General features: G+C 66.5%; 17 protein-coding genes. 10 read left to right on the top strand and 7 right to left on the bottom strand.

The genetic code is table 11. The features are described 5' to 3' along the window. Positions 1 to 279: 279 nt before the first annotated feature. A complete protein-coding gene (locus tag ACETK3_RS19100; protein ID WP_373993376.1) occupies positions 280 to 1,518 on the bottom strand; it encodes an IS256 family transposase in 1,239 nt (412 codons plus the stop codon). 120 nt (positions 1,519 to 1,638) lie between these two features. Further along, positions 1,639 to 6,807, bottom strand: a complete 5,169-nt coding sequence (locus tag ACETK3_RS19095) for an Ig-like domain-containing protein (RefSeq protein ID WP_373993375.1) — start codon at positions 6,805 to 6,807, stop codon at positions 1,639 to 1,641. Positions 6,808 to 6,832: 25 nt separating this feature from the next. Here ACETK3_RS19095 and ACETK3_RS19090 point away from each other — a divergent pair, with 25 nt between their 5' ends. Beyond that, positions 6,833 to 7,252, top strand: coding sequence for a hypothetical protein (locus tag ACETK3_RS19090; protein ID WP_373993374.1), 420 nt, complete (start codon positions 6,833 to 6,835; stop codon positions 7,250 to 7,252). 708 nt (positions 7,253 to 7,960) lie between these two features. Here the strand turns inward: ACETK3_RS19090 and ACETK3_RS19085 are convergent. From ACETK3_RS19085 to ACETK3_RS19070, 4 genes are read right to left on the bottom strand one after another with little or no spacing between them, the layout of a single operon-like run. Then, positions 7,961 to 9,205, bottom strand: coding sequence for an adenylate/guanylate cyclase domain-containing protein (locus ACETK3_RS19085; protein ID WP_373462197.1), 1,245 nt, complete (start codon positions 9,203 to 9,205; stop codon positions 7,961 to 7,963). Then, the gene (locus tag ACETK3_RS19080; RefSeq protein WP_236801781.1) at positions 9,195 to 9,794 is read right to left on the bottom strand and encodes a PH domain-containing protein; all 600 of its coding nucleotides are present in this window, start codon (positions 9,792 to 9,794) and stop codon (positions 9,195 to 9,197) included. Before ACETK3_RS19080 ends, ACETK3_RS19085 begins: the two co-directional genes overlap by 11 nt. Next, positions 9,787 to 10,695: a biotin--[acetyl-CoA-carboxylase] ligase gene (locus tag ACETK3_RS19075; protein ID WP_236801780.1), complete on the bottom strand. Its 909-nt coding sequence runs from the start codon at positions 10,693 to 10,695 to the stop codon at positions 9,787 to 9,789. The genes ACETK3_RS19080 and ACETK3_RS19075 overlap by 8 nt, the downstream gene beginning before the upstream one ends. Positions 10,696 to 10,736: 41 nt before the next feature. Then, positions 10,737 to 11,624 (bottom strand): NAD(P)-dependent oxidoreductase, encoded by an 888-nt coding sequence (locus ACETK3_RS19070; protein ID WP_236801779.1) that lies wholly within the window; start codon positions 11,622 to 11,624, stop codon positions 10,737 to 10,739. 215 nt (positions 11,625 to 11,839) lie between these two features. On the opposite strand from ACETK3_RS19070, the gene ACETK3_RS19065 reads away from it, so the two are divergent. The 4 genes from ACETK3_RS19065 to ACETK3_RS19050 all read left to right on the top strand — a co-directional run bounded on the left by ACETK3_RS19065 (position 11,840) and on the right by ACETK3_RS19050 (position 17,174). Continuing rightward, positions 11,840 to 13,423 carry an acyl-CoA carboxylase subunit beta gene (locus tag ACETK3_RS19065; RefSeq protein ID WP_236801778.1) on the top strand — a complete coding sequence of 528 codons (1,584 nt, stop codon included), beginning with the start codon at positions 11,840 to 11,842 and terminating at the stop codon, positions 13,421 to 13,423. Next, positions 13,420 to 13,674, top strand: coding sequence for an acyl-CoA carboxylase subunit epsilon (locus ACETK3_RS19060; protein ID WP_236801777.1), 255 nt, complete (start codon positions 13,420 to 13,422; stop codon positions 13,672 to 13,674). The genes ACETK3_RS19065 and ACETK3_RS19060 overlap by 4 nt, the downstream gene beginning before the upstream one ends. 63 nt (positions 13,675 to 13,737) lie before the next feature. Continuing rightward, on the top strand, positions 13,738 to 15,423 hold the full coding sequence (locus ACETK3_RS19055) for a DUF885 domain-containing protein (protein WP_236801776.1): 1,686 nt from the start codon (positions 13,738 to 13,740) through the stop codon (positions 15,421 to 15,423). Positions 15,424 to 15,737: 314 nt separating this feature from the next. Further along, positions 15,738 to 17,174: a dicarboxylate/amino acid:cation symporter gene (locus tag ACETK3_RS19050; protein WP_237430156.1), complete on the top strand. Its 1,437-nt coding sequence runs from the start codon at positions 15,738 to 15,740 to the stop codon at positions 17,172 to 17,174. Positions 17,175 to 17,256: 82 nt separating this feature from the next. Here the strand turns inward: ACETK3_RS19050 and ACETK3_RS19045 are convergent, their stop codons facing one another. Next, positions 17,257 to 17,820 (bottom strand): hypothetical protein, encoded by a 564-nt coding sequence (locus tag ACETK3_RS19045; protein ID WP_236801774.1) that lies wholly within the window; start codon positions 17,818 to 17,820, stop codon positions 17,257 to 17,259. 162 nt (positions 17,821 to 17,982) lie between these two features. Here ACETK3_RS19045 and ACETK3_RS19040 point away from each other — a divergent pair, with 162 nt between their 5' ends. The 5 genes from ACETK3_RS19040 (at position 17,983) to ACETK3_RS19020 (ending at position 24,282) form a co-directional block, all read left to right on the top strand. Continuing rightward, positions 17,983 to 18,693 (top strand): TetR/AcrR family transcriptional regulator, encoded by a 711-nt coding sequence (locus ACETK3_RS19040; RefSeq protein ID WP_373993373.1) that lies wholly within the window; start codon positions 17,983 to 17,985, stop codon positions 18,691 to 18,693. An 18-nt stretch (positions 18,694 to 18,711) separates the two neighbouring features. After that, positions 18,712 to 21,234 (top strand): MMPL family transporter, encoded by a 2,523-nt coding sequence (locus tag ACETK3_RS19035; protein ID WP_373993372.1) that lies wholly within the window; start codon positions 18,712 to 18,714, stop codon positions 21,232 to 21,234. A 9-nt stretch (positions 21,235 to 21,243) separates the two neighbouring features. Next, the gene (locus ACETK3_RS19030) at positions 21,244 to 21,888 is read left to right on the top strand and encodes a nucleoside triphosphate pyrophosphatase (RefSeq protein ID WP_373993371.1); all 645 of its coding nucleotides are present in this window, start codon (positions 21,244 to 21,246) and stop codon (positions 21,886 to 21,888) included. Between the two features lie 130 nt (positions 21,889 to 22,018). Beyond that, positions 22,019 to 23,827, top strand: coding sequence for a biotin carboxylase N-terminal domain-containing protein (locus tag ACETK3_RS19025; protein WP_373993370.1), 1,809 nt, complete (start codon positions 22,019 to 22,021; stop codon positions 23,825 to 23,827). A 17-nt stretch (positions 23,828 to 23,844) separates the two neighbouring features. Continuing rightward, the gene (locus ACETK3_RS19020) at positions 23,845 to 24,282 is read left to right on the top strand and encodes a nuclear transport factor 2 family protein (RefSeq protein WP_236801771.1); all 438 of its coding nucleotides are present in this window, start codon (positions 23,845 to 23,847) and stop codon (positions 24,280 to 24,282) included. Positions 24,283 to 24,334: the final 52 nt, after the last annotated feature.

Here is a 24,334-nt window from a genome sequence, read left to right as displayed (position 1 = left end):
CGATGGGCCGTGCGTTGGAAGCCCGCTTTGAACGCCTTCGCCATCACCTTCAGCGACCGATTCCCGGCAGCTGAAAACTACTAAAGGAAACCGCCGGATACACCGTTAATGAGATAGTCCCCAGCGTTACTTTTCCCTCAGATTATGTAGCCGAATGGCGGCCTGTTCGCAGGACAGGCAGCAGGCTTGCTTTCCCCCGGGACAGAGTACCGAACCCGCGCAAAACCCGCGATGGGGACATCGGGACTGTCCGATTTTCGGTGGATCCACGGTTGGCATTTAGTTGATTCTTCCGTCGAAGCTGATGGCGAAGGCGTTGAGCGCCGGCTTCCATCGTGTGGCCCATCGTGCCCTGCCTTTGCCCGTGGGGTCTAGTGCCCGGGTGGCGAGGTAGAGGCATTTCAGGGCCGCCTGCTCTGTGGGGAAGTGGCCCCGGGCCCTGACCGCGCGCCGGTAGCGGGCGTTGAGGGATTCGATGGCGTTGGTGCTGCAGATGACCCGCCGGATTTCGACGTCGTAGTCCAGGAATGGCACGAACTCGCTCCAGGCGTTCTCCCACAGCCGGATGATCGCCGGGTACTGCTTGCCCCATTTGCCGGAGAACTCGACGAAGCGTTCCTTCGCCGCGGCCTCGGAGGGTGCTGTGTAGACCGGGCGGAGGTCCCTGGACATTTCGTCCCAGTATTGCCGGGCGGCATACCGGAAGGTGTTGCGGACCAGGTGCACGATGCAGGTTTGGACCACCGCCAGGGCCCAGACGGTAGTGATGGCCTCGGGCAGGCCCTTGAGCCCGTCACAGACCGTGATGCAGACGTCCTCGACACCGCGGTTCTTGATTTCGGTCAGCACAGAGAGCCAGAACTTGGCCCCTTCGCCGCCGTCCCCGGCCCATAGCCCGAGGATGTCGCGTTCACCGTTGAGGGTGACGCCGATCGCGACGTAGACCGGCCGGTTGGTGACCTGCCCGTCTCTGACCTTGACGTGGATCGCGTCGATGAACATCACCGGGTAGACCCGGTCCAGGGGCCGGTTCTGCCACTCGGTCATCTCCCCGATGACCTTCTCCGTGATCCGCGAGATGGTGTCCTTGGAGACCCTGGCGCCAAACACCTCGGCGAAGTGCGCCGCGATCTCCCCGGTCGTGAGCCCTTTCGCGCTCAGTGACAACACAATCTCGTCAACACCGGTCAGCCGGCGCTGCCGCTTTTTCACGATCTGCGGATCGAACGTGGAGCCGGTGTCGCGCGGCACGTCGATCTCCACGGGCCCGATCTCGGTCAGCACGGTTTTCGTGCGGGTGCCGTTGCGGGAGTTCCCGCTCCCGCGCCCGGACACGTCGTGTTTTTCGTAGCCGAGGTGTTCGTCCATTTCCGCTTCCAGAGCGGTCTCCAGGACGTTCTTCGTCAACCGGTTCAACAGCCCGTCAGGCCCGACGAGGTCGATGCCCTGCTCCCTCGCCTGGGCCAGGAACTGCTGCGCTAACTCTTGCTGATCCAAATCAGTCGCCATGGGATCCATGGTTCCGCTCATGATCAGTCCTCCCCGCCAGGCAACACCCGGCGTGTCAGGCCAACCGCGGATCCACCGTTATTCCGACAGTCCCGGGACATCTGCCCGGGCCGCCACCGGGCATGGGGCCTAGCAATGCGGTGCCCCAAGCGCGGCGGGATCGGCCAGCGTGGTGTGTCCGGCGATGACGTAGCGGCCAACGTTGCGTGCCGAACCGGATTCCACCCGCCACCAACGGACGATGCCGTTGCCGGACCAGTTGTCGCTTTGGTCGATGTAGCACGCCACCATGATGCGGTCCTGGTCAGCCTTGTAGAACCACGGCGGGCTGTCGGCGTTGACGCCGTCACAGTCGAAGTAGGGACTTGGCCGGTAGTTGGACCCGCCCAGCGTGAACGTGCAGCTCCGGACGAAGTTGGGGTCGGAGGTCTTGATCCTGGTTTCCCAGAGCCCCTGTTTGCCCGCGTTGGCGCTGGCCGTGGCCACTGCGCTGCCGGTACCCATGGAGTTGAAGGTCTGGACTGCGATGGTGACGGTGTCGCCGAAGTTGGCCGTGTTGACCGTCCTGCTGCCGGAGGCGGCCACGTTCTCCCACCCGCCGTTGTTGATCCTGATCTTGGTCTGCGCCACATCATTGGTGCTGGTGGACGGTGAGGACCAGTTGAGGGTTGCCGACTTCTGGTTGACGGCCCCGTCCTGTCCGGAAGCCGAGGGCGTGCCCGGGGATCCGTAGGGCGTGGTGGTGGCGGGTGCGCTGCTGTCCGAGCTCGGTGCCACCGTGGAGTTGGCGATCACGGTGATGCTGACGGCGGTTCCATTGCTGAAACCGCTGATGATCTGCCCTGGCGTAATGGGCCCGCGGGCGCCATTGCTGGCGTTGTAGGTGTAACTGACCTCGTTCTCGGCAGAGCCGTTGCGTTCCGCCGCGGTCAGTTTGCGGAAGTCCACGGTCACCGCACGTCCTGCTCCCCCGGTATTCGCCGGCGTGGCGGTCACTCCGGAGACAGTGGAGAGCTTGCCGGTGGCGCGACGGGGCGCCGACTGCGGACTGACTGCGCCCTTGCCGGCCTTGTTCTCCGCCTGCACGGTGAAGGTATAAGCGGCCTCGGAGTTGTTGGCGGTGAAGTTGGCGGTACGGACGTTGCCTGGCACGGCCTGCGTCTGGTCCGCGGCGTTTCCGCCACTCATGGTGACGTAGTAGGTGCTGATGGGGTCGCCATTGGTGTTGGGTTCGGCCCAGGTGGCCCGCAGCTGGTTCTGGGTGCCCACGGAGGATGCGACGGCGGACGACGGTGCGGCAGGTGCGGCGGGCAGGCCGGCCGGGTTGTCTTCTGCGGAGTAGGTCCCCCAGTCGGACGGGCCGAGTTCGTTGACAGCCTGCGCGCGCACTTTGTACTTCACACCGTTGGTGAGGCCGGTCCAGGTGTAGTTCAGCCCGGCTACCTCGTTCTTGACGGCAACCCCACTGGCCGGCGGCGGTGAAATCTCCAGGTTGTAGTGCTTCACCGGCGAGCCCTCTGTCTTGGCAGCGGGCCAGGTGATGGCCATGGTCTTGTCTCCGGCCTTGACCGTGGGCGCCTCCGGCGGGGACGGCTTTTCGTCAGGCCGGATTTCGTTGGACTGCGGGGAAGCAGCGGAATCCCCCACCTCGTTGGTGGCCAGCACCGTGAACACGTACTTCACGTTGTTGGTGAGTCCGCTCAACGTGCAGGTGGTGGTGGGGCACTTCTGTTCGAAACCGTTGTTCGAGCGGACCGTGTACCCGGTGATGGGGGCGCCGTTGTCCGAGGGCGGCGCCCACTTGAGCACGGCGGTGCGGCTGCGGACGTCAGTGGCGCTGGGCGCCGAAGGCGCATCGGGCTTGCCGCGGACGGTGAGCCGCAGGCGCCCGTCGACCTGGCGTGACAGGTCGCCCGTTTTGTCCCCCACGGTGTAGCGGACCACCATGACGCCCTTGTCCCCGTCAGCCGGGGTAACGGTGATGCTGTCGCCTGCCACCGCCGGCTGTCCGGCCGCGGCTCCGGTCTCCACGGTGGCGCCAATGATCCGCAGGGGTGTGTCCGGGAACGGATTGAAGTCGTTGGCCAGGACGTTGACCTGTTCCGTCTTCCCCGCGTTGGCTTTGTCCACCACGTCATCGTTGGCCACGGGCAGGGGCCGGTTGGAGGCGACGTGGCGGGCGGTGATGGTGGCGCCCACGGCGGGTGACCTGCCGTCGGTGACCTTCACCTGGATATTTCCAGTGACGCCGATCCCAAGGGAACCGTCGGCAGTGATGGCGAGCGTGGCGCCGTCGACCTTTGCCTTGAACCCGGCCGGAAGCGTCCCGTCCAGTTCGAAGCGGAGGTTGTCCTTGTCCCGTTCATCCACATCCTTGGCCAGCCCGGCCAGGTCAACCGTTGCCTGTTCGGCTTTCGGAACGTCCACCGAAGTGCCGCTGAAGGTGGGCGGGTGGTTGGCGTTGGGGTCCGGGATCACCTTGGTCATGATTACCAGCGTGGCTTTCAGGCCATCGCCATCGTCCGGTCCGGAGCCGTCCGTCACCTCGAACGTGATGGAGCCGGGGCCCACATAATCGGCTTTCGCGGTGTAACGCAGGGCCTTGCCGTCGGACTGGATGACGCCCTCCGGCGATCCGCCCTGGACCCGCACCGAATCAGCCACGGTGACCCTGGCGGTGCGGCCGTTGCGGACCCGGACGTATTCGGCGAGGTCCAGGGTGATGTCCTTGCCGGACATGACTTCGACCGGCTCCGTTTTGGCCAGGGTGGGGTACTGCGCACCCTGGCCGGGGATCCACATGAGGGCCGTGGAGGTGAGGCCGTCCACGTCGGTCACGGTGTAGGGGATCAGCTGGTCCTCCGCGGTCAGCGTCACCACGAGGTTGCCGGAGCCGCCCACGCGGGCATTGGGGTTGCCGTCGGGCAGGCTGATATTAAGGTCTGCGGCCACGCCGTCGGCATCGGAGTCGTTCTTCAGGACGGGTACATCCACTGCGGTCTTGCCAAGGGTTTCGGCCACCGTGACCCGGTCATCCTTGGCCACGGGCCGTTTGAGCTCCGCGTCCGGGCTGGTCCGGATGCGGATCACCGCACTGGCGGAGGCCTTCTTGTCGTCCTGGATGCGGTAGCTGATGCTTTCGTTGCCGGCGGCCGCGGGAGCGGTGAAAAGCACCTTGGCGCCGTCCGTTGCCTCGACCTGAAGTTCGGGTGCGGCCTCGAAACCGTCGGAAACCAGGCTGAGGGGATCGCCGTCGGGGTCTGAATCATTGGCCAGGGCCTCCACGGCCACTTTGCGGCCGGGCCGGACGTCGACGGCGTCGTCCACGGCAATGGGTCTCTGGTTGTTGGCTTCCAGCGGGGCGATGCCGACAATGACGGTGCCGGTGTTCTCGGCACCGATCCGGTCGCGGACCCGGTAGGTGAAGCTGTCGGTGCCCGCAGCATCGCCCGCGGCGGTGAATTCCAGGTAGCCGTCCCGCACCACGGCTGTTCCCATGGCCGGTGCCTTGTCGATGCCGATGAGCTGGACGGAGTCGCCGTCGGCGTCGATGCCGTCCAGGGGCACGGGTACTTTGACCGTCATTCCTGCCACGACGCGGGCGGTCAGGTTGCGCGGCTCGGGCCGGGTGTTCCGGTCATCGTCGCGGGCGCGGATGCGGATGGTGACCTGCTGGGAGTCCACCTGCCCGGATGCGTTCTGCACCTTGTAGATGGCATAGACGGTTTTTGCCTCGGGCCCGGCGATGAACCGTAGCTGGTCGCCCGCCACGAACATGCGCCCGTCGGCAGCGTCAGGCTGCTGGGCAAGATCGGGCAGCAGGGTGAGCTTGGAGCCGTTGGGGTCGGAATCGTTGGCCAGGACAGGGATGGTGACGACGTCGTTGATCCGGACCGTGGCCTCGTCCGGCTTTGCCTGGGGTGCCTGGAGCTTGGCCGGGGCAGGGACCATCAGCACGGCAATCTCGCCGATGGCGGAGGAGCGGCCGTTGGACACGGTGTACCGCACGGTCAATTGGCCTTCGGCGCGGATGTCGGTGATCCTCACCACGGAGTGGTCAAGCACCGCGACGCTCACCGGCAGTCCAGCGTCGGCGGTCACGGATTGCACCACCAGGACCCCGCCCGACGGGTCGAAGTCGTTGCCAAGGACGTCTACCAGGACGTCGCCGCCGGTGGGCAGCAGTGCGGTATCGCGGACGGCAACGGGCGCTCCCTCGTCGGTGCCCGGCACCACATCCACGCGCACCAATTGCTGTGCGCTGGCGGGACCGTTGGTCGCCAGGTAGCTGACGTAGTGCGCCCCGAGGGTGCGGGAGTTGAAGGTGAAGGTCTGCTGGTCCGGGTTGAGGGTGGCAGTGGATTCAGCGTCGGGGCTGGCCTGCGCCAGCCGCAGGGTCCCACCCTGGGGGTCCGAATCGTTCTTCAGCGGCGTGATGACGGTGTCGCTGCCTGCTACTGCCACCACGTGGTCGGCGTTGGCGATGGGCGGCAGGGCGCCGGGGCTCCTGACATCCACAGTGATCTTCCCCTCCGCTGTGGATTGTCCGTCCGAGACCGAAACGGTCAGGACCTTCCGGCCGGGACCGGAGCCGGAATCCTGGAAGGTGAGCTGGCCGTCGGGGCGGATGCGGGCCTGGTCCAGGGGGTCGCTGCTGGACACGGAGACGGCGAACAGGTCGTCGCCGTCAGGGTCCATCCAGTCCGGAAGGATATTTTGCGTGACGGCCTTGCCCGATTGGACCACCAGCGTGGTGTTCCGGTTCGGTTTCTGCCGCGGCGCCGTGTTGGTGCCGGGCGGGACAATGTTGAGGGTGATGTCCGCCGACGCGGAAAGGCCCCGGCCGTCGTCCACCGTGTACTTGAAGGTCTCGCTGCCTGTTTTGTCAGCGGGTACGGCGATCTGCAGGCCTGTCGAGCCGTAGATGGGCGACACGGCACCCGCCTTCACCCCTTCCGGGGTGCCGACGGTGAGGACGTCGCCGTCGGGGTCGGAGTCGTTGTCCAGCACCGGCAGGATGGTTGTCTTGCCGGCACGGATGCCGAATTGGTCCGGTTTGGCCACCGGGGCATTGTTGGGTTTGGTGCGGTCCGGCAGGACCGTCTGCTGGACTTCGTCGGCGGAGTCCTTGTCCGCGTCATCGGAGGTTTCCTTGGGCGGGATGACGTCGTCCCAGTTGTTGACCAGCTGCATGTTCTGGTTCACCAGCCACACATTGCCCGAATTCACATCATTGAGGACCACCAGATCCCGGTTCACCCGGAAAACATACGACGGCGACGCACTCGCCTTAGGCACGTCCACCTTCTTATCGTCCCCATCATTGACGCAATCCCGGACATACTTATTCGCCCCCGACCACGCCGCATGCACACAACCACCCAACTGCACCGGAGCAGCCGGAACACCCTCACCATCGAAGGTCACCGTCCTCGCAGTCCCCCCACCCAACGGCTGCTCCAACAACGCCGACCGCGTCGCCACCGCCACAACATCACTGCCCGGCCCGGCCTGCTGCAGCCTCGCCTCCCGCGCATTCTCCAACGCCAACTTCTTACCACCAGGCAAAAACAGGTTCCCCGCCGCAGCATCCAACACCACCGGCCGGTCCCCCACCACCGTCATCTGCAAATCCCCCGCACCCTTAAGACCATCCCAGGCACTGGACTCCGACGACGTCACCGCCCCACTGGCATCCACCCCCGTCACCGTCACCATCCCGGTCTTCGGATCCGCAGAATAAATCCGGTCATCGGCACCCACCGCCGACACAATCCCCTCCGAACCCACCATCACCGGCTCGGACGCTTCCTTATCAAAACCATTCACCGTGGACGGCGACACCGCCCACACCTTCCCCGACGCAGCATCCGTCACCGAAATCGTCCGCGCACCAAAACTCACATCAGCCGCCCCCGGCAACTGCTTATCCCCACCAAGACGCATATTCGCCGGCGACACCTGATTCAACGTCGAACCAGTCTCATCATCAACAAACACCTCACCGGCATGCTGCAACACATCAAACGTCGTCGACGCCGGCGTCACCGCCCCATCCAACACCCGCGACGGATAATTCAACCGCCCCACAGCATTCTTCGACTTCGACACCACCCACACGCCACCGTCATTCAACTCCACCTCAGTGGTCTTAAACCCCGGATACAACACAGCACCCGTCACCACAACAGCCACCACAGCACCAAACGCAGTACCAGGGAACCACCGGGGGCGCGAAAACCGGCGCTTGGGCAGGCCGGCAGCAGTGCTTTGGGCGCGCGTTTGTCCGCGGCGTTTCATTCGTAGAATCTCCCCCAGATTTCTGGCTCACAGCCGGACCCGGCTTCCATGGACGCCGGGCAGCACAACAGTACCGCTAATTCACCAACAAGTGGATAAACAGTGACAAGGACGCCGGAACCAAGACGCCGCGCCCCGGATTCACCAGGGCTTAGTCCAACACCAAGCCCTTGCCGCGGCCGCGCGTGAGGCGTACCGGGTTGATCTCGCCGAACCCGCGGACGTTTTCGGGGTCCTGCGGGATCAGGACGAAGCGCTCATCGTGCTCCAGGGCAGAGGCGGTCATGGAGTCCACCAGGACGGTGCCGGGATCGGCGAGGGTAGTCAAGCGTGCTGCGAGGTTGACGGTGGGACCATAAATGTCACCGAGGCGGGACAGGATCCTGCCCCACACCATGGCCACCCGGGCTTCCGGGAGAATCTCATCCTCGGTGAAGGCCTCGGCGAGCGCCAGGGAAATCTCGGCGCCGGCCGCAGGGGTTTCGGCGATATAGAGGACTTCATCGCCCACTGTCTTGACCAGCCGTCCGCCGCCCACGGAGATGATCTCGGCGCACTTGTTTTCAAAGCGCTGGACCAGCCGTGCGAGTGTCTTTTCGTTCATCCGGCGGGACAGGCTGGTGTAAGAAACCAGGTCCGCGAAACCCACGGCGCGGGCCAGGGGCAGCGGCGCGTCATCCTCGTCGCCTTCCCGGCCTTCTTCGCTCGCCTGTAAGCCTGCTTCAGCCCGGAGGGCGAGACGCTGGACGGCGGCGTTGAGCTGTCGGCGCCAGGAGTACACCAGGACTTCCTCGAGCGGGTCAACCAACGCGGGGAGCTCATTGACCAGCCGTTTTCGGGCCACGGCATCCGTGACGCCCTGCTCGTGGACCATGTCCTCAACCAGGGCCTCGATCTGCCAGACCACCATGCGGTCGGTCATCTGCCCGATCGAGCGGGTGATCGAGATGGCCGCTTCCTCGGTCAGCTTGCCGGTGCGGACCAGGTCCACCACGGTGGACAGGGCCGCTTGGTCGCGCTCGGTGAAGGCAACGTCCTCGTCGCCGAGATTCGGGAAGCCCAGGGCGCGCCAGAGTTTGCGGGCCGAGAGGAGTGAAAGGCCGGCGCCGGCCGCAACTTCACGACGGCGCAGCTTGCGTTCCCCGCCCAGGAGGCGGGCCTCGAGGGCCTTCATGGCAAGGCGCTCGGCGGACATCGCGCCGGTGGGCGGGTGCCGGTCGACGGCGGGCATCACGGGGTCGGAAAAGGTTTCGGACCCCGACGGGTCGGCGGAGGAGTCCGCGCCGGTATCAGAAGCGGCAGGCCGAAAAGCGGCGGATCCAAAAGGGGCAGGATCAAAGCCGGCGGTGCCGGGTGCGATGCTGTCGACGCGTTCCTGCTGGTCCTCATCGGTCATCCCGTCCACCTTCTCTCATATCCTCCGGAAACGCACCGGCGGGGTAATACGTGGCGCCGCCCGGCTGGGCCCCGCTTTCATCCGGCAATTCCCCGATGGCATCGAGGATAAAGTCACGGAACCTTGCAACCTCGGGCACGTCACGAAAGGTCACCACGCCCTGGTACCCGGTTTCCAAGGATATATTCCCGGAGCGCACCAATCGCTGCAGCACCGATTCGTGGACCGTCAGGTTACGGACCGATGCGAGGTTCACCTGCTGGTCCCTCCGGTTCAGCAGGCCGTACCGGGCCACCATCCGCTGGCTGGTCAGGGTGTAGCGGGTGCCCTGCCAGCGGAGCAGGCGCGGCAGGCAGTAGCCCAGCCATACCGCTGCAGCCGCGAGGACGCAGGCGGTGACGAGCCACGGCGTCCATTGCCGGCCGATCGCTGGCGCCAGGCGTGCCGCGCCGCCGCGGATGATCCAGGCGCTTGCGTAGGCAGCCAGCGCCGGGGCCAGCACGAAGGCCACCGCAGCCCCGGCCAGCCTCCTCGGCTGCGGACGGGTTGTGACGATGACCTGCTCCCCGGGAACGAGGGTTTTACGCATAACCGCCTTGGTTGGGCGCGTCCGGCGCTGTCCAGGGCCGCAGGTGCACCACGTCTCCCGCCGTCACCACGTGCTCGCGCCCGTCGCGGTCCACCACCAGCAGCGAGCCGTAGTCGTCCAGCCGGGAGGCGTGTCCAATAATTTCGTGGTCGCCGGGAAGCTGGGCGCGCACCTGCTTGCCCAGCGTGACCATGACGGCCTCCACCCTTTTGTGCAACGAGGGCCCACCCGCCATGCCCGCTGTGGGGTCGCCGTCGGCATTGCAGAAACTGCGGTAAAGGACCGCAAAGTGGGACAGGTAGCTCTTCAGCAGGGCTGTGCGGTCTGTGGTGCCGGCACCTTCGAGGGCCACGGAGGTGGCGGTGGGAACGGGAAGTTCGCTTTCGCGCAGGGTGACGTTCAGGCCGGTGCCCAGGATGACGGGGGGCACGTTGCCGTCCGCCATCGGTCCGAGCTGTGCCAGGATGCCGGCGATCTTCCTGCCGCGCACCAGGACGTCGTTGGGCCATTTGAGCTCGGCCGGGATGCCGGCGGTTTCCAAAAGTGTCTCCCGCAGCGCGAGGGCCGCGATCAAAGAGAGCCAGGAGTAGCTCTGGGTAGGCAGCGGCCGTCCGTCCGCGTTGACCGGGCGCAGGACTATCGAGACGGACACCGAACTCAGCGGCGGAGCTTCCCAGTGCCGGTCCAGCCGGCCCCTGGCGGCAGTCTGGTACTCGGCGGTGAGGACGGAGAGGTCCGGCCAGGCCGCGGGATCCACCGTGGCACCGCGCAGGAGGTCAGCATTGGTGGAACCGGTGGAGTCCACCACATCGATCCGGGGTATCCCCGTGGCGGACAGGAAGCGCTGGTCGGCCAGGTCCCCTCGGTTCAGGGGGGTGCCCGGTGCGTGTGCGTCGTCCATACCTAAATCCTACCGAGCGGAACACCGCGCCGGTGGCGCCGCTACAGGAAGATGTCGGGAACCAGCTGGTCCTCGGGCGCCCCCAGGCTGTAGGGGCGGAAGTCCGCCACGCCGGCAGCAGCCAGGACCTGCTCGTCCGTGTAGAAGTTGCCCGACGGCGGCGTGCCGGCACCGAGGTTGGCGCCGGTGAGGACCGCATGGGCGGCGTCGGCCATGATCTGCGGGCCCCGCGCGGCCAGGACCATGCTTTCGCCGTGGGGCATGTTGCGGATGGCAGCGGTGTCGATCAGGGTGCAGGGCCACAGGGAGTTGACCCGGATCCCGTCCGCCTTCAACTCCTCGGCGAGGCCCAGGGTGGTCAGGCTCATCCCGTATTTGGCCATGGTGTAGGCGAGGTGTTTGCCCGCCCAGGAGGGGTGCAGGTTCAGCGGCGGGGAGAGCGTGAGGATGTGCCCCTGCTCCGAGGCCCGCAGCGCCGGCAGGGCCAGTTTTGACAGCAGGAAGGTGCCGCGGACGTTGATGTCCTGCATCAGGTCGTACTTCTTCATGTCGACGGCGTCCGTAGTGGACAGGTCGATGGCTGACGCATTGTTGATGACGACGTCGATGCCGCCAAACCGCTCCATCGCGGCATCCACCGCGCCGGCCACGTCGTCATCCCTGCGCACGTCACCCACCAGTGGCAGAGCCTGGCCACCCGCGGCCACCAGTTCCTCGGCAGCGGTGTAGACCGTACCCTCCAGCTTGGGATGCGGCTCCCCCGTCTTGGCCAGGAGCACGATGTTGGCGCCGTCGCGCGCCGCCCTTTTGGCTATGGCGAGCCCGATCCCGCGGCTGCCGCCGGAAATCAGGATGGTCCGTCCGGCCAGGGAACCTGCCGCCCGGTAGGGGCTGTCGGGAGCATGCAAAGCATCGTCGCTTGGGGTCATGGCACCACTGTAGCCCAACTAAGTTACCGGTGAGTAACATTGATGGGAGGCGGCTGGAACGGCAGAAAATTGTAGGTTCCCTACAGCCGTGGGCGTCCAAAGCGTCACTAGACTTGCCAGCAGGGTTCGTCTTTTGTGTGGATGCTACTTAAAGCGCCGCGCAGCCCGACGTACCAGCCAACGGAATTGACCTGCTACAGAGCCGGAGACACTTGATGAGCCACGATCTGACAACGACCGCGGGGAAGATTGCCGATTTCCGCGACCGCCAGGCGCGCGCCGAACAGCCCTCCGGCCCCGAAGCCATCGAAAAGCAGCACGCGCGGGGCAAGAACACCGCCCGTGAGCGCATTGCCCTCCTGCTGGACGAGGACTCATTTGTCGAGTTCGACGCCCTGGCTGTCCACCGCTCCACCGCCTTCGGCATGGAGAAGAAGAAGCCGCTGGGCGACGGCCTGGTCTCCGGCTACGGCACCGTGGATGGACGGCTGGTTGCCGTCTACAGCCAGGACTTCACCGTCTACGGCGGATCACTCAGCCAGGTCAACGGCGAAAAGATCGTCAAGGTCCAGGAGTTCGCGCTCCGGAACGGTTGCCCCGTCGTCGGCATCCTGGACGGCGGCGGCGCCCGCATCCAGGAAGGCGTTGCCTCGCTGGCCATGTTCGCCGACATCTTCCGCAACAACGTCCATGCCAGCGGCGTGGTGCCGCAGATCTCGCTCATCATGGGCCCCTCCGCCGGCGGCGCGGCCTATTCCCCCGCCCTCACCGACTATGTGGTGATGGTGGACAAGACCTCGCACATGTTCATCACCGGCCCGGACGTCATCAAGACTGTCACCGGCGAGGACGTGGACATGGAAACCCTGGGTGGAGCGCGGCAGCACAATGCCACCACCGGAACCTCCACCTACCTGGCCTCGGACGAAACCGACGCCATCGAGTTCGTGCGCGAACTGCTGGACTTCCTGCCCTCCAACAACCTGTCCGAGGCGCCCGTGCTGGGACACCAGCAGGAGTTGGAAATTGACGACGACGACCTCGCCTTGGATGCGCTGGTCCCGGATTCTGCCAACCAGCCCTACGACATGCGCGCCGTGGTGGAACAGATCGTCGACGACGGGCACTTCCTCGAGATGCAGGCCTTGTACGCCCCCAACGTGATGATCGGCTACGGCCGGGTGGAGGGGCACACCGTTGGCATCGTGGCCAACCAGCCGCTGCAGTTCGCCGGCACCCTGGACATCGCCGCCTCCGAAAAGGCCGCCCGCTTTGTCCGCCACTGCGACGCCTTCAACATCCCGATCATCACCCTGGTGGACGTTCCCGGGTTCCTTCCCGGCAAGGACCAGGAGTTCCAGGGCATTATCCGCCGCGGGGCCAAGCTCCTCTACGCCTACGCCGAGGCCACCGTCCCCAAGCTCACCGTCATCACCCGCAAGGCCTACGGCGGCGCCTACATTGTCATGGGTTCCAAGAAGCTTGGCGCGGACCTGAACCTGGCCTGGCCCACGGCGCAGATCGGCGTCATGGGTGCGCAGGGCGCGGTGAACATCCTGTACCGGCGCGATCTGGCAGCCGTCGCCCAGGACGGCGGCGATGTTGAGGCCCGCCGGGCCGAAGTGATCCGCCAGTACGAGGAAGAACTCCTCAACCCCTACCAGGCTGCCGAACTCGGCTACGTGGATGCGGTCATCGCCCCCTCGGACACCCGCATCCAGATCATCAAGGGATTGCGTGCCCTGCGCGACAAACGGGCCAGCCTCCCCGCCAAGAAGCACGGGAACATCCCGCTGTGACGCCCACTGAAAGCCCTGCGGGCGCAGGCCCAGCCGACACCCATGATGCCCAAGCCGCTCCCCTGCTCTCTGTTGTCAAAGGACAGCCGAACGCCGAGGAACTGGCCGCGCTGACCGCCGTCGTGCTCTCCCTGGGTGGCGAGAGCCCTGCTCCCCGCAAGAGCCCCAGCGTGCGCCACTGGGTGCGCCGGCAGCAGCTCCGCCTCGCCCCCACGCCCGGGCCGGGCGCCTGGAAGCGCAGCCAGGGCTGACAGGAGCGCCGACCCCGGCGGGGCATGCTGACGTTGCCCACCTTGCCCCGTTAGGCTCTGGGTGTGACTACAGACACCTCTTCCGCCGCGCGCCCGCATACCCGGATCGACGCCGTCGCGGACAACTACACAGACACCCTCATCAGGCTCAACCCGACGTTTGCCACCACCCTTGGCCTGCCCGGACATGAGACGGAGTACCAGGACTTCTCCCCCGCCGGCATCGCAGGTTTCGCAGAGGCGGCACGTGATGCCCTGGCCGCGTTGGAAGGCCTGGAGCCTGAGGACGACGTGGACGCCGTCACCTTGGACGCCATGCGGGAGCGGCTGGGCCTGCAGCTCCTTATCCACGCCTCCGGGTGGGAGTACGCGGAGCTGAACAACATCGCCTCCCCGGCCCAGGACATCAGGGCCATTTTCGACCTCATGCCCACCGACACCGAGCAGGACTGGGAACACATTGCCGGGCGCGCGCACAACGTGCCTGCGGCCATCAGCGGCTACACCGAATCCCTGCGCCTGGCCAAGGACGCCGGCAGGGTGGCAGCTGCACGCCAGGTGCGGATCGTCATCGAGCAGGTGGCGAAGTACGCCGCGGCAGACGGCTTCTTCGCCAAGCTGGCGGCGCAGGCCTCCACCTCTGCCGGGCCATTGCCCGCAGCCCTGCAGGACAAGCTCGACGCCGGCGCTGACGCCGCCCGGCGTGCCTACACCGGACTGGCGGAATTCCTGCGCACCGAACTGCTCCCCGCTGCTCCCGAGAAGGACGCCGTAGGCAGGGGCCGCTACGCCCTGGCTTCCCGTTCGTTCCTGGGCGCCGAGGTGGACCTGGAGGAAACCTACGCGTGGGGCGTGCAGGAACTGGACCGCCTCATCGCCGAGCAGGAACAGGTTGCGGCAACCATCAAGGCAGGCGCCACCATCTCCGAAGCCAAGGAAATCCTCAACAACGATCCCGCCCGCCAACTGAAAGGCACCGAGGCACTGCGGGAATGGATGCAGGGCCTCTCCGACAAAGCCGTGGCCGAACTCGCCGGCGTGCACTTCGACATCCCGGACGTCATGAAGAAGCTCGAGTGCAGGATCGCCCCCACCGACGAAGGCGGCATCTACTACACCGGCCCCTCCGACGACTTCAGCCGCCCCGGCCGCATGTGGTGGTCCGTCCCCGCCGGCGAGGACACGTTCACCACCTGGGCTGAAACCACCACCGTGTACCACGAGGGCGTCCCCGGCCACCACCTCCAGGTGGCCACTGCCACCTACCGCCGCGAACTGCTGAACAAGTGGCGTCGCAACGTCTGCTGGACCTCCGGCCACGGCGAAGGCTGGGCCCTCTACGCCGAAAAGCTCATGCAGGAACTCGGTTACCTGAAAGACCCGGGCGACCACATGGGCATGCTGGACATGCAGCGCATGCGTGCAGCCCGGGTGGTCTTCGACATCGGCGTGCACCTCGAACTGGAAATCCCCGAACGCTGGGGCTCCGGCACCTGGACCGCCGACAAGGGCTACGACTTCCTCAAGGAAAACCTCCCCATCAGCGAGGGCCAACTGAACTTCGAGTTCACCCGCTACCTCGGCTGGCCTGGCCAGGCCCCCTCCTACAAAGTGGGCCAGCGCCTCTGGGAACAGATCCGCACCGAACTGGAATCACGGCCCGGGTTCGACCTCAAGGAGTTCCACACCAAGGCCCTCAACATCGGCTCCGTTGGACTCGATACCCTTCGCCGGGCGCTGCTGTCCTAGCTCGCCCCTCCAGGGGCGGAAGGGCGACATCCTCTGCGCGCTGCTCGTTCCTCACGCCTGGGCCCACGCCGGCAGGGTTCCCTGGCCGAGTTTGCGAGGTTAGGGAGCCGGTGGGGAGCAAGCTGCCGGAAGGCAGCGGGCCTTTTGCCCGCGGAACCAGCGAGATGTTAAGCACACCGGCGCTGGGAATAAGTAACAAATGCGACTGTCTGCCTTACGTTCTCGCGGTTTTTCCAGATCTCGGCGCAAATCATGCACGTAACATTTCTCAATGTTGGTTCGACGTGGTATTGGATGGGGTCTAGCTTGTTCTGGTGAGCACTCAGACAAGCACCCCATCTCCCGCAGGGAAGACCGGATTCCAGCTGCCCAAATGGGCGGGCTCGTTCGGCTTCCAGATTATCGCCGCCCTTATCGTGGGCCTCGGCCTCGGACTGCTGGCCAAATACACCGGCAGCACCAAGGCCAACCCCAACGCGCTCGGCGCCACACTGCAGACCATCGGCTCAAGCTACGTGTCCCTGCTGCAGACCGCCGTCGTTCCGCTGATCTTCACCGCCGTGGTCAGCTCCATCTCCAACCTGCGCCAGGTATCGAACGCGGCCAGGCTGGCATGGAACACGCTGCTGTGGTTCGCCATCACGTCCCTGATCGCAGTGCTGATCGGCATGGGCCTGGGCGTCCTGCTGCAGCCCGGAGCCAACACCGGCATCAGCGGGGACGCCAAGTACACCGGCAAGTCCGGTGACTGGTGGGCCTTCCTCGTGGGCCTCTTCCCCAAGAACTTCCTGGGCCTGGGTGCCAGCTCCACCGTCGGCGATTCCGGCGCCGTCACCACCTCCGTCAGCTTCAACGTCCTGCAGATCCTGGTCATCGCCATCGCCGTGGGCGTCGCCGCCCTCAAGGTGGGCAAGGCTGCAGAGCCCTTCCTGAAGCTGAATGCCTCGGCCCTCGCCGTCATCCAGAAAGTCCTTTGGTGGATCATCCGCATCGCACCGCTGGGCACCATCGGCCTGATCGGCAACGCCGTCGCCGTCTATGGCTGGGACACCATCGGCTCGCTCGGCAAGTTCACCGTGGCCATCTACGCAGGCCTGGTCCTGGTGCTGTTCGTGGTCTACCCCATCCTGATCCGCAGCCACGGCCTGTCCATCAGGCAGTACTTCTCCGGCGTATGGCCCGCCGTCCAGCTGGCCTTCGTATCCCGCTCCTCCGTGGGAACCCTGCCGCTCACCCAGCGCGTGACCGAGCGCAGCCTGGGCGTCCCCCGCGCCTACGCTTCCTTCGCCGTGCCGCTGGGCGCCACCACCAAGATGGATGGCTGCGCGGCCATCTACCCTGCCGTGTCGGCCATCTTCGTGGCCCAGTTCTTCGGCATCCACCTGGACTTCAGCCAGTACCTGCTGATCGCCCTGGTCTCGGTCCTCGGATCCGCGGCAACCGCCGGCACCACCGGCGCCGTGGTGATGCTCACCCTCACGCTCTCCACGCTGGGACTGCCGCTGGCCGGCGTCGGACTCCTGCTCGCCATCGACCCGATCCTGGACATGGGCCGCACCGCTGTGAACGTTGCAGGCCAGGCGCTGGTCCCCACCATCGTGGCCAAGCGACAGGGCATCCTGGATGAGTCGCTGTACAACGCGCCCCGCAACGGCACGCCGTTTGTGGACGACAGCGACGCCGTGGCCACCGCGACCGACGGCACCACTGCTGACACCGCACCCCGCGAACTGCAGGATGCAAAGGCGTAACGGGCACCAGATATAGAAGAGCGTCCCCGGGAGATTACCCGGGGACGCTCTTTTTGGGTTAAGGACTCCGCAGCACGCTGGGTTAGCGGCCGCCGCCCCCGATTACTCCGCTCTGGACAGCCTTGGTCACCGCGTCCGCCTCGGCCTGTGTCAGCTTCCCGTCCGTGACCGCCTTGTCCAGCCGGCTCTTGAGCTCAGCGGCATGCTCGGACTGCTCCTCGCTGCGGATCTCCTGGAGGGCCGCTGTCACCTTCGCCTCATCAATGCCCAGCGATGTGGCAAGGGACTTGGCGAGCGCAGCCTCGCGGGCAGCCGCATCCGGCTTTTGCCCCTCAGCCGGCGGCGTGCTGGGCTTGTTGGCCTCGCGGAAGGTTTTCAGGGCTTCCTTCACCTTGGCTTCGTCCACGCCGAGCTTCGCTGCCAGCGTGGAGGCCTGCTCCAAGCCGTGACCGCCGCGGCCGCCGTGCCTGCCCATCCCGTCCTGGGCAGCGCCGGTGCTTCCGTCGGCCGAAGCGCTGGAACTCGAGCTGGGCGTGGGAGTGGGCGTCGTAGTGGTGGCAGAGGCCATCCCGGCAACGCCGATTCCGGCACCGAGCGCCAGCGCTGCCGCTGACAGGCCCAGGGTCATCTTCTTCGTGCGTTTCATCTTTTGTCTCCTGATTCGCCGTCGCGTGACGGCTGCTGGTGGTACACCTCTTGGCGAGACACACCAAGCTTCACTGGGAAGGATCAGGAGCGGCTGTTCGGAACCTTTCGTTCTCCTGTGAATCCGGTTGGACCCCCAGCCCTCGGGAGTCTCACAACTTGCATGCAGTGCAAAGTTGCACGTAGTGTAAGGGCTGTGGCAATACCCCTTTCTTCGCCAGGCGCTGAGCCGGCTACCCCATCGCGCCGGGAGCTCAACAAGGCAGCCACGCGCCAGGCCATCACGGACGCCGCGCTGGGACTTCTTCGTTCCAAGGGCCCCGGCAACTTTACGGTGGAGGACATCGCCGACGCCGCGGGCATTTCACGCCGCACCTTCTTCAACTACTTCAGCAGCACCGACGCCGCCCTGGCGTCCATCGTCCACGGCTTCCTGGACAAGGCCATACAGATTCTGCGCCTCCGCCCGGCAGAGGAACCCATGCTCGAGTCGGCGCAGGCCGCACTGGTGGCCCTGGCCGACCCCAAGGCCATAGCACCGCTGGCGGAACTGTTCACGCTGACGCAGCAAAGCCCGCTGATGTCCTACCCCGAACTCGAGGCATGGGACTACTGCCGGACCCAGGTCTTCACGGTCGCCCGGGAACGCCTCGCCGGTACCCCCGGCGGACAGGACGAGCTGTACGTCCACGCCTTGGCCGGCTCCATCATCTCCTGCGGCAAGGCAGCCATGGAGGTCTGGTTCAGCCGCCGCGGCCCGGACTTATCCCCCGCTTCGCTGGACGAGCTCCGCCAGCTGCTCATCGACTCCATGGCCCTGCTGGGCGCAGGCTTCAACACCTCTGCTTTCCCATCCGCAACCCGTTCCTCCTGATCAGATCGGCTCTCCCGCATGGCACTCCTCCTCTACCGCCTCGGCAAGTTCTCCTACCGCCGGCGCTGGCTTGTCATCTCGCTTTGGCTTGCCGTGCTGGTGGCCGTGGGCGGTTCGGCCGCGGCCTTCCACGGCACCCTGTCCAACAACTTCCAGATTCCCGGAACCGAAACCCAGCGGATCGCGGACAAGCTCAAGCAGGAGCTGCCCTCGGCGTCCGGCGGCAGCGCCACCATCGTCTTCGAAGCGCCCGACGGCGGCTTCACAGCGGAGAGCCGGGCGGCCGTAACGGACGCACTGAAGAAGCTCCAGACCCTCCCCGAAGTCCGCGGCACGGTGGATCCGTTCGCTACCCAGGCCCAGGTGGACCAGGCCGGCAAGGCCATCACCGACGGCGAACAGCAGCTGGCCGCCGGCCAGGCCCAGCTTGACGCCTCCCGGACACAGCTGGAGGCCGGCAAGGCGCAGCTTGCGGCCGCCGAGCAGCAGCTCACCGCGGCGGGAGCGCCGGCAGCACTGATTGAGGCCCAGCTGGGCCAGCAGAAGGCGGCGCTGGCGGCCGGGCAGGCCAAGCTCGACGCCGGCACCCAGGAACTGGAGGCCAATAAGGCCAAGCTGGAACTCGGCAAGCGCCAGGCCCAGGCAGCCTCCGCGATCCGCTTCGTTTCCGAGGACAACAAGGCGGCCGTGGCCCAGGTGCAGTTCAACACGTCCATCAACGGACTGGCCCCAACGGTCCGCAAGCAGGTGCAGCAGATCGCCCACGAAACCTCCTCGGCCGGTGTGACGGCATTCGCGAGCAAGGAGATCACCGAGGACATCTCGGCCCTCTTCGGTACCGCGGAAATCGTCGGCATCGCAGTGGCCGCATTGGTCCTCATCCTCATGCTGGGAACGCTGATTGCCGCCGGGCTTCCGCTGTTGATGGCCATCATGGGCGTCGGCGTGGGTGTCGGCATTACGTTCGCGCTCTCGGGCCTGTTCGACATGAGCTCCATCTCCCCCATGCTGGCCCTCATGCTGGGCCTCGCCGTGGGCATCGACTACTCCCTGTTCATCGTCAACCGGCACCGGACCCAGCTCCTGGCTGGCATGGACCCTGAAGAGTCCGTGGCCCGGGCCAACGGCACATCCGGCAACGCGGTGGTCTTCGCCGGCCTCACGGTGATCATCGCCCTCGCAGCCCTGGTGGTTCCCGGCCTGCCGTTCCTCACCGTCATGGGCCTTTCAGCAGCCGGAACCGTGGCCGTTGCGGTCCTGGTCGCCATCACCCTGACCCCCGCCATGCTGTCCCTGATCGGCCGGCGCATCATCTCCAAGCGGGCCTGGGCCAAGTCGGAGGCCCACAACGCTGAACCGGGCCACGAAGCCAGCGACCTTGCGCTCGACCGCGAACTCAGCACCCACGGTTGGGGCGGCTTGGTCACCAAGCACCCGTGGGTGGCGCTTATTGCCGGCGTCCTCCTGCTGGGCACCCTCGCCCTGCCGGCTACCCAGCTGCAGCTGGCCCTGCCCGACGGCGGCTCCGAACCCGTGGAGTCCGAGGCCTACCAGGCCTACGACCTGACCGCGCGCAGCTTCGGCGAAGGCGTCACCGGACCCATCGTGGCGGTGGGCGAGTTCCCCGCAAACCTGGACGCAACCCAGGCGCAGAAGCTGCAGTACGACATCGCGGACAAGCTCCGCGCCGTGGACAACGTGGTGGCCGCCGTGCCGGTGGCGCTCAGCGAAGACCGCCGCACCGCCGTGTTCCAGGTCATCCCCAAGGAGGGCCCGGCCAGCGCCAGTACGGTCAAGGTGGTTTCCGAACTGCGCGGGCTCAACGGCGACATCAAGGCCGACTACGACGTCGCCATGGGACTGACCGGGCAGACCGCCGGCAACGTGGACGTCTCCACGAAGCTTGGTGAGGCCCTGCCGCCTTACCTGGCGATCGTCGTCGGGCTTTCCCTGGTCCTGCTGCTGCTGGTGTTCCGCTCCATCGTGGTTCCGCTGCTGGCCACGGGCGGCTTCCTGCTGTCCCTGTCCGCCGCCTTCGGCGCCGTGGTGGCGGTGTACCAGTGGGGCTGGCTGGGGAACGTCTTCGACGTGGCCAACCCGGGTGCCGTGCTGAGCTTCCTGCCCATCATCCTGATTGGCGTGCTGTTTGGTCTGGCCATGGACTACCAGGTGTTCATCGCTTCCGGGATGCGCGAGGCCTACATGCACGGATCATCCGCCAAGGAGGCAGTCCGTGTGGGCTTCCGGCACGCGGCAGCTGTGGTTACAGCCGCGGCGATCATCATGGTGAGCGTGTTCTCCGGCTTCATCTTCAGCCACCTCACTATGGTCCGGCCGCTGGGCTTTGCCATGGCCTTCGGCGTCCTGTTCGACGCCTTCGTGGTCCGCATGACCATCGTGCCGGCCGTGATGTACCTGCTGGGCGCCAGGTCCTGGTGGCTGCCCCGCTGGCTGGACCGGATCCTGCCGGACGTGGACGTGGAGGGCGCCAAGCTCAACCGCGGCCAGGCTGCACCGGTTGCCGGCGAGCTGGTCCACTAGGCTGAAGCCGTGCTCCATCTGATCCTCGCCTCCCAGTCCCCCGCCCGCACCAAGCTCCTGGCCGAGGCCGGTATCCGGCACACCGTGCTGGTGTCCGACGTCGACGAAGCCGCCGTCCAGGAACGGTACGGCGTCACCGACCCGCATGACACCGCGCTGCTGCTGGCCCGGGCCAAGGCCGAGGCCGTCGCGTCGCTGCCGGAGGTGGAAGGTGCGCTGGTCCTTGGCTGCGACTCCGTCTTCGAGTTCGACGGCGAGGCTCACGGCAAGCCCTACACCGCCGACGTCGCACGCGAACGGATGCTGCGGATGAGCGGCAGGGCCGGCGTGCTGCACACGGGCCACTGGCTGGTGGACTGCAGGGACACGGACGACGACGGCAGCGGCGGCCGCGGCTCGGGCGCCACGCTCGGGGCGGTCGCCTCCGCCGAGGTTTCCTTCCTGGACATGGAACCGGCAGAGATCGACGCCTACATCGCCACCGGTGAGCCGCTGCACTGCGCGGGTTCCTTCACCATCGACGGCCTGGGCGGGGCCTTTATCCGGAAGGTCGACGGCGACCCGCACGCCGTCGTCGGCCTTTCCGTCTCCACCCTGCGCGGACTGCTCGCTGCCGCCAATGTGCGGATCACGGACCTCTGGCCGCCGCGCTAAGACCGGCGGTTTTCGGACCCCCTTGTAGCTTCCCTACAAAGGAAGGCTGCTTTACACGCGGATTCCGCAAGTAATATCGGCGGAACCCTCAAAACCGCGCTAGGCTCCCTGAAGGAAAGAAGGAGACGCCTTGTCAGCAAATTTGGAGCAGTCCGCAGGAACCACGCAGCCGAGCCTCACAAAGGTGCTGATCGCCAACCGCGGCGAAATCGCCGTGCGCATCATCCGGGCGGCCCGGGACGAGGGCCTCGCCTCCGTCGCCGTCTACGCTGACCCGGACCGCGATGCCCTGCATGTCCGGCTCGCTGACGAGGCCTACGCCCTGGGCGGCACCACCGCCGCCGAGTCCTACCTGGTGATGGACAAGATCATCGAGGCCGCCCGCCAGTCCGGCGCCGACGCCATCCACCCCGGCTACGGCTTCCTGGCCGAAAACGCCCAGTTCGCCGCCCGGGTGATCGAGGCCGGCATCACCTGGATCGGCCCCTCCCCCGAGGCGATCTCCGCCCTGGGCGACAAAGTCCAGGCCCGGCACATCGCCGAAAAGGTCGGCGCACCGCTGGTGCCCGGCACGGCCGATCCCGTTGAGTCCGCGCAGGAGGTCCTGGACTTCGTTGACCAGCACGGCCTGCCCGTGGCCATCAAGGCCGCCTTCGGCGGCGGCGGGCGCGGCATCAAGGTGGCCCGTACCCGGGAAGAAATCCCCGAACTGTACGAGTCCGCCGTCCGCGAGGCCACGGCAGCCTTCGGGCGCGGCGAATGCTTCATCGAGCGCTTCCTGGACGCCCCGCGCCACGTGGAGACCCAGTGCCTGGCCGATTCCCACGGCAACGTCGTGGTGGTGTCCACCCGCGACTGCTCGCTCCAGCGGCGCAACCAGAAACTCGTGGAGGAGGCCCCGGCCCCGTTCCTCACTGAGGACCAGAACCGCAAGCTGTACGAATCCTCCAAGGCCATCCTGAAAGAGGCCGGCTACCTGGGCGCAGGCACCTGCGAATTCCTGGTTGGCCAGGATGGAACCATTTCCTTCCTTGAGGTCAACACCCGCCTCCAGGTGGAGCACTGCGTCTCCGAGGAAGTGACCGGCATCGACCTGGTCCGCGAGCAGTTCCGGCTGGCCCGCGGCGAGGAACTGGGCTACGGCGACCCCGAGGTGCGCGGCCACTCCATCGAATTCCGCATCACCGGCGAGGATCCGGGCCGGAACTTCCTGCCCGCCCCCGGCACCCTCCGCGTTCTGAAAAACCCCACCGGCCCTGGTGTCCGCGTGGACTCAGGCGTGGAGCAGGGCGACGTGATCAGCGGAAACTTCGACTCCATGCTGTCCAAGCTCATCATCACCGGCGCCAGCCGCCCGCAGGCCCTGCAGCGTGCCCGCCGCGCCCTGGAGGAGATGGTGGTGGAGGGCATCCCCACCGTCATCCCGTTCGACCTCGCTGTCGTCTCGGACCCTGCGTTCGCACCCGCCGAAGGACCCTTCAAGGTCCACACCCGGTGGATCGAAACCGAATTCAGCAACAACCTGCCCGCATGGACCCCTGAGGGGACCGCTGACGGCGAAGGCTCCGGCGAAGACCGCCAGCGCGTGGTGGTGGAGGTAGGCGGCAAGCGCCTTGAGGTGGTCCTTCCCGCGTCCCTGGGCACGCCGGGAACCGCAGCAGCTGCGGGCAAGCCGGGCAAGTCCAAGAAGCGCTCCCGCTCTGCAGGGCCCGCCGCCGCCACCGGCAATGCGCTGACCTCCCCCATGCAGGGAACCATTGTGAAGGTGGCTGTGGCCCACGGCGACGTGGTGTCCGAAGGCGACCTGGTGGTGGTCCTCGAGGCCATGAAGATGGAGCAGCCGCTCACCGCACACCGTTCCGGCACCATCACGGGCCTGACCGCAACGGCCGGCGAGACGGTGTCCGCGGGCGCCATCATCGCCACCATCGAGGACTAGAAGGCGGCCCGACAGCCATGCTCGCACCAAGTTTCCAGGAAGAAGTGGACCGCTACCACCAAGCGGTTCCCGAGATCACCCGCGGCAATGCGGCTCCAATCAAGGAACTGTACTCCCGGCTGGATGACGTCACGCTGGCCAACCCGTTCGGCGGGATCGCCCGCGGCTGGGCCCAGGTGGAAGCCCGGTTGGACCAGGCGGCACGCCAGTTCCGCGACGGCGAGATGCTGGGCTTCGACACCGTGACCTCCTACACGGCGCGCGACACTGCCTACCTGGTGGAGACAGAGCATTTCCGGGCACGGCTTGACGGGGCTGCAGCCACGGAGGAGTTCGCCCTGCGCGTGACCAGCATCTTCCGCCGCGAGGAGGGCTACTGGAAGCTGCTGCACCGCCACGCGGACCCGGCGGCCCGGCCCCAGTCCCGCCGGTCGCTGACGCAACCGCCGGCCTGAGCCCGCACCTAACCTGAGCCGGCCCATAGCCTGACCCGCAAACAGCCCGACC

Origin of the sequence: Arthrobacter sp. E44 (assembly GCF_041877125.1) — a bacterium.
Classification (GTDB): Bacteria; Actinomycetota; Actinomycetes; order Actinomycetales; family Micrococcaceae; genus Arthrobacter.
This window is presented reverse-complemented; position numbering and strand designations above follow the sequence as displayed.

Bases quoted from the DNA above. Each gene is read 5' to 3' on its own strand.
- ACETK3_RS19100 (WP_373993376.1), bottom strand. From the start codon at position 1,518: ATGGATCCCATGGCGACTGATTTGGATCAGCAAGAGTTAGCGCAGCAG.
- ACETK3_RS19085 (WP_373462197.1), bottom strand. From the start codon at position 9,205: ATGACCGATGAGGACCAGCAGGAACGCGTCGACAGCATCGCACCCGGC.
- ACETK3_RS19080 (WP_236801781.1), bottom strand. From the start codon at position 9,794: ATGCGTAAAACCCTCGTTCCCGGGGAGCAGGTCATCGTCACAACCCGT.
- ACETK3_RS19075 (WP_236801780.1), bottom strand. From the start codon at position 10,695: ATGGACGACGCACACGCACCGGGCACCCCCCTGAACCGAGGGGACCTG.
- ACETK3_RS19070 (WP_236801779.1), bottom strand. From the start codon at position 11,624: ATGACCCCAAGCGACGATGCTTTGCATGCTCCCGACAGCCCCTACCGG.
- ACETK3_RS19065 (WP_236801778.1), top strand. From the start codon at position 11,840: ATGAGCCACGATCTGACAACGACCGCGGGGAAGATTGCCGATTTCCGC.
- ACETK3_RS19045 (WP_236801774.1), bottom strand. From the start codon at position 17,820: ATGAAACGCACGAAGAAGATGACCCTGGGCCTGTCAGCGGCAGCGCTG.
- ACETK3_RS19040 (WP_373993373.1), top strand. From the start codon at position 17,983: ATGCAGTGCAAAGTTGCACGTAGTGTAAGGGCTGTGGCAATACCCCTT.
- ACETK3_RS19035 (WP_373993372.1), top strand. From the start codon at position 18,712: ATGGCACTCCTCCTCTACCGCCTCGGCAAGTTCTCCTACCGCCGGCGC.
- ACETK3_RS19020 (WP_236801771.1), top strand. From the start codon at position 23,845: ATGCTCGCACCAAGTTTCCAGGAAGAAGTGGACCGCTACCACCAAGCG.